The following is a 14,790-nucleotide window of genomic DNA, read 5'->3' on the forward strand; positions in this document are numbered from 1 at the left end:
GCTCACCTATGGTTCGACGACGCTCCACCCCTTGGATTCATCGTTGGTCACGGTGGTTGATTGGCGGGGTTGCCCTCGCTGGCATGGTGGTGACCGCTTACCTGACGATCGCCAAGCTGACCAATCAAGAGGTCACTTGTCCCACCGATGGCTGTGACATTGTCCTCAATAGTCCTTGGGCAACCGTGTTTGGTATTCCCCTCTCCCTCATTGGCTTTGTCGCCTACACGGGAATGCTGTCGTTGGCGGCCCTGCCCCTGTTGTTGAACCAGCCGCAGCAAAAAGAACTCCGCCGCAATGCTGAAAACACCACTTGGCTTTTGCTCTTTCTGGGGGCAACGGCCATGGCCAGCTTCAGCAGTTACCTCATGTATATCTTGGTTACAGAGATTAAGGCCACTTGTCCCTATTGCATTGCCTCAGCCGTCTTTAGCTTTACATTTTTAATCTTGACGATTATTGGTCGTGAATGGAGCGATCGCGGCCAACTCTTTTTCAATGGCGTGATTACTGTTGTGATTACGCTGGTGGCCGTCTTTGGCATCTATAATGCCCGCATGGCTAACCCTGAGGGTCCTGGCATCCCCATCGTCAATACCTCAGGTGCGGCGGAAATGGCCCTTGCTCGCCATCTCACCCAAGTGGGAGCGGTTATGTATGGTGCCTATTGGTGTAGCCACTGCCACGATCAAAAGGAACTCTTTGGTAAGCAGGCAGTACGGGAACTCAACTATGTTGAATGTGACCCCAATGGTGCCAATCCCCAAGTGGAACGCTGCCGTGCCAAGGGAATTCAGGGCTATCCCACATGGGAAATCAACGATCAGCTTTACTCCGGCACGCGATCGCTAAGCGAACTCAGTCAACTCAGCCAATACACAGGCCCGATGAACTTCAAGAACCAATAGGGGCAAGGAACGGCAGTGATAGAATGAAGCCAACCGGGCACTACGCAGGTTTTTTATGCTTTCTATTGATACAGTCGCCGAACCCGCCAAGGCTCCTTTTGCCACACCACCTGCCCTTGCCAACATTTTAGTGGTTGAAGATGAAGACCTGATTCGGGAAACCCTTGTCCTTGCTTTGCAGGAGGAAGGCTACCATACCCTTGTGGCCAGTGATGGTTATGAGGCTCTCAATCTCATTAATACCTATCTCTTGACGGATACTAATCCTGAAAAGGCAGAGGTGAATTTGATCATCCTAGATGTCATGCTGCCGGGCATCAATGGATTAGACCTATGCCGCTTAATTCGCCGTGAAGGCTGTACAGTTCCCATTCTCATGATCAGTGCCAAAGGCAGTGAAATTGATCGAGTGGTTGGCCTTGAAATTGGTGCCGATGACTACTTGGCCAAGCCCTTTGGCATGCGGGAGATGCTGGCGCGCTGTCGTGCCCTATTACGGCGGACGCAAATTCAACAGGCTACGGTGCCAACGGTTCTGCGCTTTCGCGATCTCTGCCTCTATCCCCAAGAATGCCGCGTAACCCTGCGGGGCGAGGAAATCAATCTCTCCCCCAAAGAATACAAACTGCTTGAGCTATTTATGCGCCACCCCCGCCGTGTTTGGCCACGGGAGCAGTTATTGGATCAGGTGTGGGGGCATGACTTTATTGGTGATAGCAAAACCGTTGATGTCCACATCCGCTGGCTGCGGGAGAAAATTGAAACCGACCCTAGCCATCCCCAGTACATTCTTACGGTGCGCGGTTTTGGTTATCGTTTTGGTTGAGCCTCAGTAAAACAATCCCCATCAAAGCTGCCGGTAAAAAGAGCAGTAAAGTAATTAGCCCCAAATTTGGCGGCAGGGGATAGAGGGGGGCAATAAATTTAATCCCTAGGGAAATCAACAGTGACACAAGGAAAATCACCGATAACCACGTCAGTTCTGACAGCCAAGGTGTCATGTTATTTCTCCCTCCCTAGGGCAGTTTCAAGGGCAGTGGCCATGATGGCAGTAGGTGCGGGTTGGCCAATCCAGTACTCCAAGGCTGCGGCTCCCTGATGGAGAAGCATGGCAAGGCCGTCGAAGGTTTGCAGTCCCCGTGCCATCGCTAATTGCAAAAGAAGGGTGGGGCGAGGTTTGTAGATGAGGTCATAGACAATGGCGGTGGCGGGCAATTTTGCCAAATCCTCGGCTGTGAGGGGGGTGGCGCTAGTATGGGGACTCATGCCAATGGGGGTGGTATTGACCACAAGGCTAACGTTCTCCAAACAAGTGGCCCGCTCTGACCATGGGAGGGGATGGAGCGTGATCTGTGGCCAACTGGCAACAAAGGCCTCTAGCCGTTCCCCTTGGCGACCACTGATATAGATCTGCCGACAGCCCAAGTCATAACAGGCAGTGACCACGGCTCGCGCGGCACCCCCATAGCCCAAGACTAAAACGGCAATCTCTGACCACGGGTAGGACTGTTGCCGCAGTGGTGCCAAGAAACCATGCACATCAGTATTGGTACCCACCCAACCCTTTTCACTGCGATAGACAGTGTTGACTGCCCCCACCTGCTGTGCGAGGTCGCTGACATCCGCCAAATAGGGAAGGATGGTTTCTTTGTGGGGAATGGTGACATTAAAGCCAACGACATTCAGGGCATCGAGGCCAGCGATCGCCACCCCCAACTGCTGTGACTTCACCCCAAAGGGCACATAGACATAGTTCAACCCCAAATGCTCCAGCGCGGCATTGTGCATTGCCGGTGAGAGGGTGTGGGCAATCGGGTCGCCAATCACCCCCAGAAGCTGGGTGTGGCCAGAGATCTTCGGCATCCGCTCCTAGACTGCCTCGTGATCTTTTTCGCTGGTGCGGATGCGAATGACCTGCTCAACGGGCGTCACAAAAATTTTGCCGTCGCCAATTTCCCCCGTGCGGGCAGCCTCAATAATTTTCGCCACGACCATGTCTACTTGACTGTCTTCAACGACAATCTCAACTTTTAACTTTTGTAAAAATTCCACCGTGTATTCTGAACCACGGTACCGTTCCGTTTGCCCCTTTTGCCGCCCAAAGCCGCGTACTTCGGAGACGGTCATGCCGACAATACCCGCATTGACAAGGGCGATCTTGACTTCATCCAGCTTGAAGGGACGAATAATGGCTTCTACCTTTTTCAATGTCAAACTCCTTCTTTATGGCAACGGGCTAATCTTTATTTAGCATTGGCAAAAGAGTATAGCGTGTAGCAATAACTACATTATCTCCAATCCTCGGGCGATCGCCCAATGGCAAGGTCTCGCGCTGGCTCCAGAAAATAAGCTCTAATAGGGAAGGAGATTAAGAGGGGATCAAGCATGGGGTGGCAGCGACCCGATGGCCGTCAACCACAGGAATTGCGATCGCACCAGTTTCAGCGGCATTTCACCCAATTTGCCTTAGGATCGGTACTCGCCCAAGCGGGGCAAACGCAAGTGTTGTGCACTGTTAGTCTCAAGGAAGGCGTACCCAAGTTTTTAGAAGGCACAGGCCAAGGCTGGCTGACAGCGGAGTACCGCATGCTACCCAGTGCAACGCGGCCACGGCAAGAGCGAGAATTTCTCAAACTCTCTGGGCGCACCCAAGAAATTCAACGCCTGATTGGTCGCAGCTTACGCTCGGCCTTGAACCTATCCCTATTGGGAGAGCGCACACTGATTGTGGATGCCGATGTGCTCCAAGCCGATGCTGGCACGCGATCGCTAGCGATTACAGGGGGCTACATTGCCCTTGTGGATGCCCTTAGTGCCCTACTTCAGCAAGGGGTACTCAGTGAATCTCCCCTGTGTCATCAGGTGGCCGCAGTCTCCGTGGGGCTGATTGATGGTGACCCCTATTTGGATTTGAGCTACGCTGAGGATGTGGCGGCCAGTGTGGACTTCAATGTCGTGATGACGGCCAATGGTCAGTTCATTGAGGTTCAAGGTACAGCAGAGATCGGTTCCTTTGATCGGCCAACCCTCGATCGCCTTCTCGATGTCGCCAGCCAAGGGATTCAAGAACTCATTGAGATTCAACAGCACGTCTTAGCCGCAAGCTATGAGTGAGCAGGCCATTTACCTCGGACACATCGTCAAGTCCAACTCCCACTGCGATTATGTGGCGCAACTGGTGGATCGCTTGGATGTGCCCCACCCCCCCGCCCCAGAAGACTATGGGTTTGGTCGCTTTGTCAAGCTAGAGGATGAGCAGCGCCACTGGGCGGTTGGCGTCATTTACAATTCCCAACTATTCAATCCCCAGTTTCCTCCAATCAGCCCCCGCCTCACCACCAATGCCGACACCTTTCTCAGTCCAGATTTGGTCAGTGAAACCCGTACACTGCTGTGGATTGCCCTCATTGGTCATTTGGTGACTACTGAGGATCGCCTCTATGGCCAGCAGGGGATACCAAGGCTCGTGGTACCAGTAAATACCCCTGTTTGGCAGCTGACAAGCGCAGAGGTGCTTGCCTTCCATCGCAGTGCCCAAGGCCAAGCTCAGTTTCGCTACTATGCCCATTTGTTGCGCTCAACGGGAAATTATGCTGCACCCTTGTTGGGGCAAATTCTGGAAACCATTACGCCACTGTTCAGTGGAACTGAACGGCGATCGCTCGAAATTATCAACAAAGAGTTGGCTTGGCGGCATACCTTAGGGAGTTTGCGCTAAGACTGGACACAGAAATTGGGGTTTTGCAAATAAACTTCATGAAAAATCCTATGCAATGGTGACAAATTAGCGATACATCTGCTAAGGTCATTAAGTGTGTGAGGAGCGAACCAGTTAAGGGCACCGAGACGAAACACGGCCAGTCGTCGGTGCTCTTTCTGATTTTGAGGCTATGCTGGCACGGGTTTGGAGTGCTGCCGTTCTAGGAATTGACGCGATTCCCGTCGGCGTCGAAGTAGATGTTTCTGGCGGCTTACCGGGGATTGTGGTGGTGGGCCTGCCTGATGCGGGTGTGCAAGAGGCACGGGAGCGCGTTAAGGCGGCGATTCGCAATGCCGGTTTTAGCTTCCCAATGCGGCGCATTGTGGTTAATCTCACCCCCGCCGATTTACGTAAGGAAGGCCCCAGCTTTGATCTCCCTATTAGCATTGGCATCCTAGCCGCTTCAGGACAGGTTTCAACGGATTTACTCGGCGATCATCTCTTTCTCGGCGAAGTGTCCCTCGATGGCACGTTACAACCCGTGGCCGGGGTACTGGCGATCGCCGTTGCGGCGCAAGCCCAAGGCATGACCGGTCTCGTGGTGTCCATGGCCAATGTGACGGAAGCAGCGGTGGTGCAGGGGCTCAAGGTCTATGGTTGCCACACCCTCGCCGAAGTCGCAGCCTTTTTGAATGACCCCAGCTCGCGATCGCCAGCAGCCAATTCTCTGAGTTACCATGCTCCACCCTCTCCCCGTTTTAGCCTCGACCTCAAGGACGTGAAGGGGCAGTATCAAGCGCGGCGTGCCCTCGAAATTGCGGCTGCGGGCGGGCACAATCTCATCTTTGTCGGGCCACCGGGGAGTGGTAAAACGATGTTGGCGCGGCGGTTACCCACAATCTTGCCGCCCTTGACCTTTGAGGAAGCCCTTGAAGTCACCAAAATTCACTCCGTGGCTGGACTGCTCAAAGAACGCGGCCAATTGCTCCAAGAACCCCCTTTTCGGAGTCCTCACCACTCTGCCTCTGGCCCTGCCCTTGTGGGGGGTGGCAGTTATCCGCGCCCCGGCGAAATCTCCCTTGCCCATCGGGGGGTGCTCTTTCTTGATGAATTAACGGAATTCAAGCGGGATGTGTTGGAGTTTTTGCGGCAGCCCCTTGAGGATGGCCAAGTCACCATTGCCCGCACCCGCCAATCCGTCGTTTTCCCGGCGCAATTTACCCTCGTGGCCAGCACCAATCCCTGCCCCTGTGGTTACTATGGCGATCCAGTGCAACCCTGTACCTGCTCGCCGCGCCAGCGAGAACAGTATTGGGCAAAGCTCTCTGGCCCCCTGCTGGATCGCATTGATCTGCAAGTGAGTGTCAGCCGCCTCAAGCCCGAAGAAATGACCCGCCAAACCCTAGGGGAAGATTCAGCCACGGTACGGCAGCGGGTCTTGGCGGCACGCCAACGCGCCCAACAGCGATTCGCTCAAGAACCCACTCTCCACTGCAACGCCCAAATGCAAAGCCGCCATCTGCGCCAGTGGTGTCGTTTGGATGAGGCTTCGACTAATCTCTTAGAACGGGCGATCGCCCAACTGGGACTCTCGGCACGCGCCACAGACCGTATCCTAAAAGTAGCCCGTACCATTGCTGATCTGGCCGACTGTGAAACGATTGCCGCTGCTCACGTGGCCGAAGCGATTCAATACCGCATGCTCGATCGCCTGCAATAGACGCGGCTGGTTTGCGCTGCTGCTGGGTTGCTTAGCTCTCCTGCTTATCGGCTGTACAACGGCAACCCAATCTACGAAGCCCATTCAACTCGTGTTTTGGCATGGGGTCAACCCACCCGCCAACCGCGTGATCCTCCAGCGTCTTGTGGATCGCTTCAACGCCCGCCATCCCCAGATTCATGTCCAAGCTCTCTACGTTGGCCAACCCGACCAGCAGTTACCGAAAATTCTGGCCGCAGTGGTGGGCAATGCCGCACCAGATCTGCTCTGGTATAACCCCACGATCACGGGGCAGTTTGTTGATCTGGGTGCTTTGCGTCCCCTTGATGACTGGTGGCAAGCTTCCCCCTACCGCGATCAAGTTAGTCCTGCCCTGATACCAACAATGCGCTACGGCAACCATTACTGGTCTATTCCCTTTGCCACCAACAACCTTGGAATTTTTTATCGTCCCAGTTTATTGGCTGCCGCTGGTGTGAAAACACTACCCAGCACATGGCAGGAATTAGAGCAGGTCAGCCAAACCCTAAAGGCACAGGGCATCACCCCGCTACTCCTTGCCCTTGGCCAAGGGGAATTTGCCGTCTTTACTTGGTTGCCCTTTTTTTGGAGTGCGGGTGGCAGTCTCGGAGACACACCAGAAAGCGCCCACATTGACACACCCCCCGCGATCGCGGCTCTTGACTTTTGGCAACGTCTGCGGCAGGAGGGCTTAGCGACACTCTCTGCCCCGGAACGTGGTTATGAACTGGATCAATTGATTCGTGGCGAGGTGGCGATGCAAATTACAGGGCCTTGGACGTTGGCGCAACTCCAACAGTCGGGGGTGGATTTTGGCGTTCTACCCATGCCTGCCCTCAAAACCGCCGCAACCGCACTGGGGGGCGAAAATCTCTTTGTCTTTCGCTCAACACCGCAACGGGAAGAGGCTGCTCTAGCCTTTTTGGACTACGTTCTCAGTGAAGAATTTCAAACGGAGTGGGCTTTGGGCACAGGGTATTTGCCCGTGAATGAACGGGTGCGTACCAACGATCGCTATCAGGCCTTTGTGGCACAGCAACCCGCGCTTCGTGTTTTTCTAGATCAGATGGCCGCTGCTCAGGCACGTCCCAACTTCCGTGGTTATACCCGCTTTTCCCAAACCCTTGGGCGAGCGATCGAAAGCGTTCTCCTTGGCAAATCAACCCCGCAAGCCGCAGCAGAAACCGCAGAGCAACGTTGGCAACTGATGCGCCCGCGTTAGAAGAGACTGCCCGCCGCCTTGACCATATTGGCTGGGTTAAAGGCATCCATGGCAGCAGTGGCCTCATAACCACAGTGCACCATGCAGTCACGGCACTTGGGATTGCCACTTTTGTGGCCATACTTCTCCCACTCCGTATTTTCAATCAGTTCCTTCCAAGTCTTGTAATGCCCTTCATTGAGGAGATAGCAGGGTTTCTGCCAACCCAACACACTATAGCTGGGCATGCCCCAAGGGGTACACTCATAGTCCTTTTCACCCACAAGGAAATCAAGGAACAGGGGATTGTGGTTAAAGTTCCACTTCTTCTGACCCGCACGGTAAGGGGCAAGGATTTCACGGAAGAGGGCACGGGTTTGCTCCCGCTTGAGGAAGTGCTCCTGATCCGGTGCCCACTCATAGGCGTAGCCCGGCGAGATCATCATGCCATCCACCCCTAGGGAACTCACGAAATCAAAGAATTCCTGCATTTCCTTAGGATCCACCCCTTCAAAAATTGTCGTATTGGTGGTGACACGGAAGCCCTTGGCTTTAGCCGCTTTAATCGCTTTCACCGCAATATCAAAGACCCCTTTGCGATCCACGCATTTGTCGTGCCACTCCCGCAGACCATCGAGGTGAACGCTGAAGCTAAAGTAGGGGGAGGGCTTGAATTTGTGGAGATTTTCCTCTAGGAGAATACCGTTGGTGCACAGATAAACAAACTTCCGCCGTGCCACCAAGCCACTGACAATTTCATCAATTTGCGGGTGCAGCAGGGGTTCCCCACCGGGAATGGCAACAATCGGTGCACCACATTCTTCAACGGCGCGGAAGCATTCCTCTGGGGTGAGATATTTGCGCAGGACTTCAAGGGGATGCTGAATTTTACCGCAGCCCGAGCAGGCTAGATTACAGCGAAAGAGAGGCTCAAGCATCAAGGTGAGGGGAAAGCGCTTTTTGCCCTGTAGGCGTTGTGAGATGATATAGGTCGCGACTTCCACTGCCTGCTTGATGTGGACTCCCATGGGCAATTCTCCTCAATGTGGCTAATTTTCTAGCCAAGACGCTTAATAGATGTTTATAGTTGTAGCAGCTTTGTGGGCGATCGCCAAAGTGTCCTATCAGGTTTGCAAAGTGGCACACTATGCTCGTGCTCACGAAGCTAGCGGCAGCGACAGTGAAAATTTTTGCAAAATCCCCTAGCCAATCTTGACAGAGATACCTATAATCAGAGACCATTAGAGGTACTGTAGAAAAATCCCTTTTGCTTAACCTCCATAACCTAAGAGACCAAAGGTTAAGCATAGACTTTCATCAAGGCTGGCATGGGGTGACATCTTTTCCTTCTGCAAGTCGTGCAGAGCTTTTTAGGTATCACCAGAGTTGCGTTCCGCGTTCCAATGCCAACCCACCTCTACAGGAACCCTTTTCCCAACCATCTTAAAGCCAAACTTGCACACGTCCCTTACAGGGGCAAGAGTGGCTCAACACTGTGCTAGATGCCTTTAGCCCATTCATGCTGACGTTTATTTTGTTAAGAAATTCTAAGGATAATGAATGCCTAAGCAAATTATTATTGCCGAGGAACATCGGCTAGCGGCGGTCTTTGCCGAAGATCAAATTCAAGAATTAATCGTGGCCACGGGCACCCATCAGGTGGGGGACATCTACCTTGGGGTGGTTGAAAATGTCCTACCGGGCATTGATGCTGCCTTTGTCAACTTGGGGGATGCCTCCCGTAATGGCTTTATCCATGTCACTGACCTTGGCCCATTGCGCCTGAAGCGAACGGCTGGAGCAATCACGGAATTGCTCGCACCGCAGCAAAAAGTGCTGGTTCAGGTCATGAAGGAACCCACGGGCACCAAGGGGCCACGGCTGACCGGAAATATTTCGTTGCCCGGACGCTATCTTGTACTGATGCCCTATGGTCGGGGGGTGAATCTATCGCGACGGATTACCAATGAAGCGGAACGGCATCGGCTACGTGCCCTAGGCATTTTGGTCAAACCTGCTGGCATGGGGCTACTAGTGCGCACAGAGGCCGAGGGTGTCTCCGAAGAGGCCATTCTTGAGGATTTGGAACTCCTGCAACGGCAGTGGGAAACGATCCAACAGCAGGCGGCCTCCAGCCGTCCTCCCCAGCTTCTGGGGCGCGATGATGACTTTATCCAAAAAGTCTTGCGGGATGTCTATAGCAGTGATGTCAACCGCATTGTGGTGGATACGCCCGATGGGGTCAAACGGGTCAAACAGCACCTGAAAAACTGGAATGTCAATAAGCCGGTGGGGGTTCTCATTGACTATCACCAAGAACCCATTCCCATTTTGGATTACTTTCGGGTGAATGCTGCCATTCGTGAGGCCCTGAAACCCCGTGTGGATTTGCCCTCCGGTGGCTATATCATCATTCAACCGACAGAGGCACTGACGGTCATTGATGTGAACTCCGGTTCATTCACCAGTTCAGCCACCTCGCGGGAAACAGTGCTGTGGACAAACTGCGAAGCGGCTACGGAGATTGCTCGCCAACTGCGACTGCGCAATATTGCTGGCGTGATCATTGTGGATTTTATTGACATGGATTCCCGCCGCGACCAGTTGCAACTGCTGGAGCACTTTAGTAAAGCCCTGCGTGCTGATAAAGCTCGCCCCCAAATTGCTCAACTCTCAGAACTGGGGCTGGTGGAATTGACCCGCAAACGCCAAGGGCAAAATATCTATGAACTTTTTGGCCGTCCCTGTAGTGCCTGTGGGGGCTTGGGTCACTTGGTGCATTTACCCGGTGAACCGGAGGATAGCCCCGGCGAAATTGTCGAGCGATCGCCCATGCCGCGTCCACCGGAGCCACGCCGCAGTTTAGAATCCCGCACTGAACCCAATGGCTTTGCCAGTAGCAGCCTAGAGACCCAACTCATTAACCACCCTGACTATCAAGCGGTGGGGGGTATTCGCCCGCGTGCTTCCCGCAGTAGTCATCCACCAGCCCCACGCAGTCCTCGCCGTACCTCCGAAAATGGCAATGGCCGCAAGGTGATTACCATGCCTACAGAAACGGCGCCGCCGCCAGTGGTCAAAGTGGAGAGCCGTCCGCCGCGCCCTGCCCGTCCTAGCCGCTCTGAACCAGCGGAGGTGATTACCGTAACAATGACGGATCAAGAGCAGGCAGTCTATGCGGAAATGGGAATTTCACCCCTTGTGCTGCACTCTGAAGAGGTGAAGAATCCGCGGGGAACGATTGTGATGGTGGCACGCCCCGGCCAAGACCCCCTACCCCTGCCCCAGAAAACCGCGCGACCCGTCAGTGAGGGAATGCCTGAGGATATCCCAGAGACTGCTGATGAGCCGCCCTCCTCTGTGGTTAGCACGATTAATGTCGAGCCGATTGCGGCCACCACGCTGCTCAATACCAGTGAGTCAGAAGTCACGACCGAGTCTGAATCCGGCGGGGAAGCATCCACTCCAGAGGCCTCCGTGCCCGCAGGTCGGCGGCGGCGGCGACGGGTCACCACTAGCGAGCAGCTCTCCCTCGATGCCAATACTTAGGCTCAGCAATGTTGGGGGATCTAGACCCTGCCCTCATCCAAGAGTGGCTCAAGGCTGCATCGGCAGAACTTCCTCAGGGGGAACCCCTTCAACGGCTACCGCGGGTGGGGTCTGAAGCCTTTGCCTTTGCCCTTGTTACCCCAAAGCACCAGTTTACCCTTGGGCGTTCCAATTTGCGCTTTCCCTTAATGAGCGCAATTAAGCCCTTCTTGCTGCTGTATGCCTTAACGCTGTGGCAGGAGCAGGTGTGGACGTGGGTGGGACAGCGCCCCTCAGATTACCCCTATAACTCTGTGTTGCAGTTAACCCTTGATCAGGGGTGGCCGCGCAATCCCATGATTAATAGTGGAGCGATCGCCCTTGCTAGCCAATTGGCTCATGTTGGCGGTGTTGCGGTCTTTCAGACTTGGCTCAATGAGTGTGCGGGTACGCAGTTGCAGGTGGATCAAGAGGTGTTAGCAGCCGTTTATCGCCATCCCAACTGGCAAAATCGCACCCTTGCCCACTTTTTAGTGGAGTCTGGACGCATTGCCGATGCCGGGGTTGCCCTTGAGATCTACAATCAGGTGTGCTGTTTCCAAGGAACGATTGAGGAAGTGGCGCGCTTGGGTCTCCTGTTGGCACTGCCCCATGACAAGGTGAGCGATCGCCATCGTCAGCAGGTGAATGTGCTTATGCTCACCTGTGGCCTCTACGAGGACTCCCCCCGCTATGCCCTAGAGATTGGCTTGCCTGTGAAATCGGGTGTCAGCGGTGTGATTTTGGCCATTGTGCCGCGACAGGGGGCGATCGCCTGCTACAGCCCACCCCTTGATCCCAGTGGCAACTCGATTTTAGGTCTATACCTGCTCCAGCGCATCAGCCGCCACTTCGGCCTCAGTCCCTTGAGCTAACTGCACCACCAAGCGGCGATCCGGTTCCTCTCCATAACTAAAGGTTTCAAGGCGATCGCTCTCTACCTTAATGAGGCTATGAACAACACGCCGCTCTGCCGCTGACAGGGAGCGAATTTCAACGGGTTTACCGGTGTCGAGGACTTGGGCAGCCACCTGATGGGCAATCTCCTGCAACTGGCGATAACGGGCGCGGCGATAGCCCGCCAATTCTAGGGTAAAAGCCGTTTGCTCCTGCCGCGATCGCCCCAAATTCAACGTGGCATTGAGCAGATATTGCAACGCATCGAGAGCTTGGGCATTGTTGGCCAGCAGGGATTCAATTTGCGCAGCACTCAGGGACTGGCGATCGATCTCTAGCCAGTGCCCCGGCACCACACCTGCCAACGGAGACTCGACCACAGAAACGGTTGTCTTAAAGCCTGCTAGAGCAAGTGCCTGTTCCAGCCACGCACACCCCGCAGCAATTGGATCAGCGGTCATGCCTCCCCTCAACTTGATGGATGACGCTTGGCTTTAGTGGCCTTGGCACTTTTAGCCCCCTTGCCCTCAAAGGGAAGAGCCGCCCGATTTTTAATGGCTTCAGCCCGCTCCTGCTCCTCCACGAGTTTCTGCAGGTTCTCTGGCAGCGGCTCCTGTTGAAGAATAAAGGTCTGCACCGTCTGGAAGATGTTGGCGATTAGCATATAGAGCAGCACCCCTGCCGGCAATGGGAAAAAGAGAAACATCCCAGAGAAGATGATCGGTGTCAATTGATTCACGGTTTGCTGCTGCGGGTTATTGCTGCTGCCTTGGCCAGAGAGCAACTGGTTGACGTAGAGACTGACGCCAAAGCCAAGGATCATGATCAGGATATCCCAGTGGATCGCGCCCCAATTAAACTGGCGTGTGCCATCGGGCAGCGTGATGAAGAGTTCCCCTTGATCAATGGCACCCACATGGCCAAGGGCAGAGATAAAGAGGAAACCTTTATCCGCCGCAATCCCCGGAATCGTTCCCTGAACCGTTACATCACCGGCTTGCAGGGCTTGCAGATGCCCCTCACTGTCAATGGTTGCCCGCTCTTGACCGCGAATAATTTGCCACTTGGGTTGCAGGTGACTATTGGGATAGGCGGCGGCCAGTTCACTAAAGGGTTTCCCCTCCTTGGTTTGGAATTGGAGATCCACCGTTTGACCCACTGGAATCTTGGTACCGCTGGGAACCACCGCCTGAATGGGGAAGTGGATGCCCTCATCAACGTAGATATTTTGCGGCTTAGTGGCAAAGGGCTGGGCTAAGACAGTTTGATCAGGAGGAACAATTTGCAGGTTGAGCTGGTAATTCACATCAGCAAAGGGTGATCCGCGGAGCGTGGCAAAGAGAGCAAAGAGAATCGGTAACTGCAATAGCAGAGGAAAACACCCCGCCAAGGGATTACCAAACTCCCTATAGACCTCTGCCATTGCCTTTTGCTGTTCGGCAGGATTATCCTTGTATTTCTGTTGGATTTCCTGCATCCGTTTTTGCATGATCGGCTGCACCACTTTCATGCGCCGCATATTGCGAATGGATCCCGCACTGAGGGGATAGACGGCAAAGCGCACCACCAGTGTCAGCGCCACAATCGCAAGGCCATAGCTGGGCACAATCCCATAGAAAAAGTCAAGGATTGGCAGCATGACATTGTTGGAGAGGAAACCGATACCAAAATCCATGGAATCCTGCAATTAGGGGTGAACAGTTAACAGAACTATCTTAGGTCTTAAGAACCAATCGCGCCACTGACACTTTTGGCAGCGGGACTCAATTTGGCAGAAATATAGTCATAAATTTCACGGAAGCGGGGGACAGCGCGCATTTCTAAGCGGCTACCATCTTTGAGGGTGACGACCATATCACCGTAGGCGCCCCAGCCGCGAGGAACGGTGACGACTTTGGTGATTTCGCTATAAATGACATCGGAGCGATCGCGCCCCATCCAGCCGCCAATCACCGTAATCCGCCGATTTGTAATGCGGTAGCGCAGCCAAAGGGCACGGACAATGGCACCAACGGTAAGGGGCAGACAAATCACCGTTAGCCCCAACAGTAAGTTGATCACTAAGTCACCCCAATGGGGACCGCCTTCGTAGAAAACGTCTTCGGAAATTCCCGGCATCGTCAGTACCCCTGCTTTGGCCATTAACTGCGTCAATTCAGCGCGACAGTCCTCGTCACTCACTTTTAGTGCCGCCTGACGCACTACCACAATCATATCCCACCCTGCGGCGATCTGCGGTAAGAGTGGGTGGATCACCCGTCGCCATTGCCGCTTCAAACGGTTGCGATCAACGGCTCGCTTACTCACCTTTTTACTGACCACAATGCCCAGCCGTGGTGCCGCCTTGACGGCTTGGGGCGCCAGCCAAAGAACGGCCAGTTTGCCGTGGTGGGCAGTTTTGTGTTGATAGACGCGGTCAAAATCATGGCGATCGCGCAGGCGATGTTGAGGAGGCAACACTAGACGGCCAGCCGTGCCCGCCCTTTACGCCGCCGTGCCTTAATCACGTTCTGACCCGATTTGGTACGCATGCGCGCCCGGAACCCAGAGGTGCGTTTACGTTTGCGGACAGTGCCGCCCAGTGTACGTTGCGTCATAGCTGTTGCAGTTATGATGGTTGATCAGAAAAAACACTGCCCCAAGGGGCACGCCCTAGTCAGTCGTTAGAGCGATCTACAATCGTATCACTTCCCGTGAGGCAGCGGTAGCCCTGCAGGGCTATTGCCGTCTTGGTCGTGTTGCCTATCATTGCTCACATCCTACGGACGAGGTTTGC

16 protein-coding genes and 1 pseudogene are annotated in these 14,790 nt (G+C 54.3%); 8 read left to right on the forward strand and 9 right to left on the reverse strand.

Annotation, left to right across the window (positions count from 1 at the left end; genetic code table 11):
- Nucleotides 1–8 precede the first annotated feature (8 nt).
- Both QYC28_RS13055 and QYC28_RS13060 read left to right on the forward strand, forming a co-directional pair.
- The gene (locus QYC28_RS13055) at nucleotides 9–908 is read left to right on the forward strand and encodes a vitamin K epoxide reductase family protein (protein ID WP_286626026.1); all 900 of its coding nucleotides are present in this window, start codon (nucleotides 9–11) and stop codon (nucleotides 906–908) included.
- Nucleotides 909–963: 55 nt separating this feature from the next.
- Entirely contained in the window at nucleotides 964–1,734 is a 771-nt protein-coding gene (locus tag QYC28_RS13060) for a winged helix-turn-helix domain-containing protein (RefSeq protein WP_149821522.1), read from the forward strand.
- On the opposite strand, the gene QYC28_RS13065 is transcribed toward QYC28_RS13060, so the two are convergent.
- The 3 genes from QYC28_RS13065 to QYC28_RS13075 are packed head-to-tail and all read right to left on the reverse strand — an operon-like array spanning nucleotide 1,700 to nucleotide 3,116.
- On the reverse strand, nucleotides 1,700–1,909 hold the full coding sequence (locus QYC28_RS13065; RefSeq protein WP_149821524.1) for a hypothetical protein: 210 nt from the start codon (nucleotides 1,907–1,909) through the stop codon (nucleotides 1,700–1,702). The genes QYC28_RS13060 and QYC28_RS13065 overlap by 35 nt on opposite strands.
- Nucleotide 1,910: 1 nt before the next feature.
- Entirely contained in the window at nucleotides 1,911–2,771 is an 861-nt protein-coding gene (locus tag QYC28_RS13070) for a shikimate dehydrogenase (protein ID WP_149821526.1), read from the reverse strand.
- Nucleotides 2,772–2,777: 6 nt separating this feature from the next.
- The gene (locus QYC28_RS13075; protein ID WP_149821528.1) at nucleotides 2,778–3,116 is read right to left on the reverse strand and encodes a P-II family nitrogen regulator; all 339 of its coding nucleotides are present in this window, start codon (nucleotides 3,114–3,116) and stop codon (nucleotides 2,778–2,780) included.
- 177 nt (nucleotides 3,117–3,293) lie between these two features.
- Here QYC28_RS13075 and rph point away from each other — a divergent pair, with 177 nt between their 5' ends.
- The 4 genes from rph (at nucleotide 3,294) to QYC28_RS13095 (ending at nucleotide 7,571) form a co-directional block, all read left to right on the forward strand.
- Nucleotides 3,294–4,022 carry a ribonuclease PH gene (gene rph, locus QYC28_RS13080; RefSeq protein ID WP_149821531.1) on the forward strand — a complete coding sequence of 243 codons (729 nt, stop codon included), beginning with the start codon at nucleotides 3,294–3,296 and terminating at the stop codon, nucleotides 4,020–4,022.
- Nucleotides 4,015–4,626, forward strand: a complete 612-nt coding sequence (locus QYC28_RS13085; protein WP_149821533.1) for a hypothetical protein — start codon at nucleotides 4,015–4,017, stop codon at nucleotides 4,624–4,626. The genes rph and QYC28_RS13085 overlap by 8 nt, the downstream gene beginning before the upstream one ends.
- A 172-nt stretch (nucleotides 4,627–4,798) precedes the next feature.
- Nucleotides 4,799–6,328 (forward strand): YifB family Mg chelatase-like AAA ATPase, encoded by a 1,530-nt coding sequence (locus QYC28_RS13090; RefSeq protein WP_302679621.1) that lies wholly within the window; start codon nucleotides 4,799–4,801, stop codon nucleotides 6,326–6,328.
- 91 nt (nucleotides 6,329–6,419) lie between these two features.
- Nucleotides 6,420–7,571 (forward strand): ABC transporter substrate-binding protein, encoded by a 1,152-nt coding sequence (locus QYC28_RS13095; protein ID WP_302679622.1) that lies wholly within the window; start codon nucleotides 6,420–6,422, stop codon nucleotides 7,569–7,571.
- Here the strand turns inward: QYC28_RS13095 and hpnH are convergent.
- Entirely contained in the window at nucleotides 7,568–8,578 is a 1,011-nt protein-coding gene (gene hpnH, locus QYC28_RS13100; RefSeq protein ID WP_149821539.1) for an adenosyl-hopene transferase HpnH, read from the reverse strand. The genes QYC28_RS13095 and hpnH overlap by 4 nt on opposite strands.
- Before the next feature lie 532 nt (nucleotides 8,579–9,110).
- Here hpnH and QYC28_RS13105 point away from each other — a divergent pair.
- Together QYC28_RS13105 and QYC28_RS13110 are read left to right on the forward strand one after the other, a co-directional pair.
- A complete protein-coding gene (locus QYC28_RS13105; protein ID WP_302679623.1) occupies nucleotides 9,111–11,099 on the forward strand; it encodes an Rne/Rng family ribonuclease in 1,989 nt (662 codons plus the stop codon).
- An 8-nt stretch (nucleotides 11,100–11,107) separates the two neighbouring features.
- Nucleotides 11,108–11,992: a glutaminase gene (locus tag QYC28_RS13110; RefSeq protein ID WP_149821543.1), complete on the forward strand. Its 885-nt coding sequence runs from the start codon at nucleotides 11,108–11,110 to the stop codon at nucleotides 11,990–11,992.
- Here QYC28_RS13110 and QYC28_RS13115 read toward each other — a convergent pair.
- From QYC28_RS13115 to rpmH, 5 genes and pseudogenes are all read right to left on the reverse strand, one after another.
- Complete coding sequence (locus tag QYC28_RS13115; protein ID WP_286626032.1) at nucleotides 11,939–12,475, reverse strand: R3H domain-containing nucleic acid-binding protein; 537 nt, start codon at nucleotides 12,473–12,475, stop codon at nucleotides 11,939–11,941. The genes QYC28_RS13110 and QYC28_RS13115 overlap by 54 nt on opposite strands.
- An 8-nt stretch (nucleotides 12,476–12,483) precedes the next feature.
- Nucleotides 12,484–13,689, reverse strand: coding sequence for a membrane protein insertase YidC (gene yidC, locus QYC28_RS13120; protein ID WP_149821547.1), 1,206 nt, complete (start codon nucleotides 13,687–13,689; stop codon nucleotides 12,484–12,486).
- Between the two features lie 47 nt (nucleotides 13,690–13,736).
- Nucleotides 13,737–14,132, reverse strand: coding sequence for a PH domain-containing protein (locus tag QYC28_RS13125; RefSeq protein ID WP_225901724.1), 396 nt, complete (start codon nucleotides 14,130–14,132; stop codon nucleotides 13,737–13,739).
- 72 nt (nucleotides 14,133–14,204) lie between these two features.
- Nucleotides 14,205–14,474: pseudogene (gene rnpA / locus QYC28_RS13130) on the reverse strand (ribonuclease P protein component); the annotation flags it as partial.
- Complete coding sequence (gene rpmH, locus QYC28_RS13135) at nucleotides 14,474–14,611, reverse strand: 50S ribosomal protein L34 (RefSeq protein ID WP_099799755.1); 138 nt, start codon at nucleotides 14,609–14,611, stop codon at nucleotides 14,474–14,476. The pseudogene rnpA and the gene rpmH, both read right to left, overlap by 1 nt.
- Nucleotides 14,612–14,790 lie beyond the last annotated feature (179 nt).

This window comes from Thermosynechococcus sp. HY596 (assembly GCF_030518715.1).
Lineage (GTDB): Bacteria > Cyanobacteriota > Cyanobacteriia > Thermosynechococcales > Thermosynechococcaceae > Thermosynechococcus.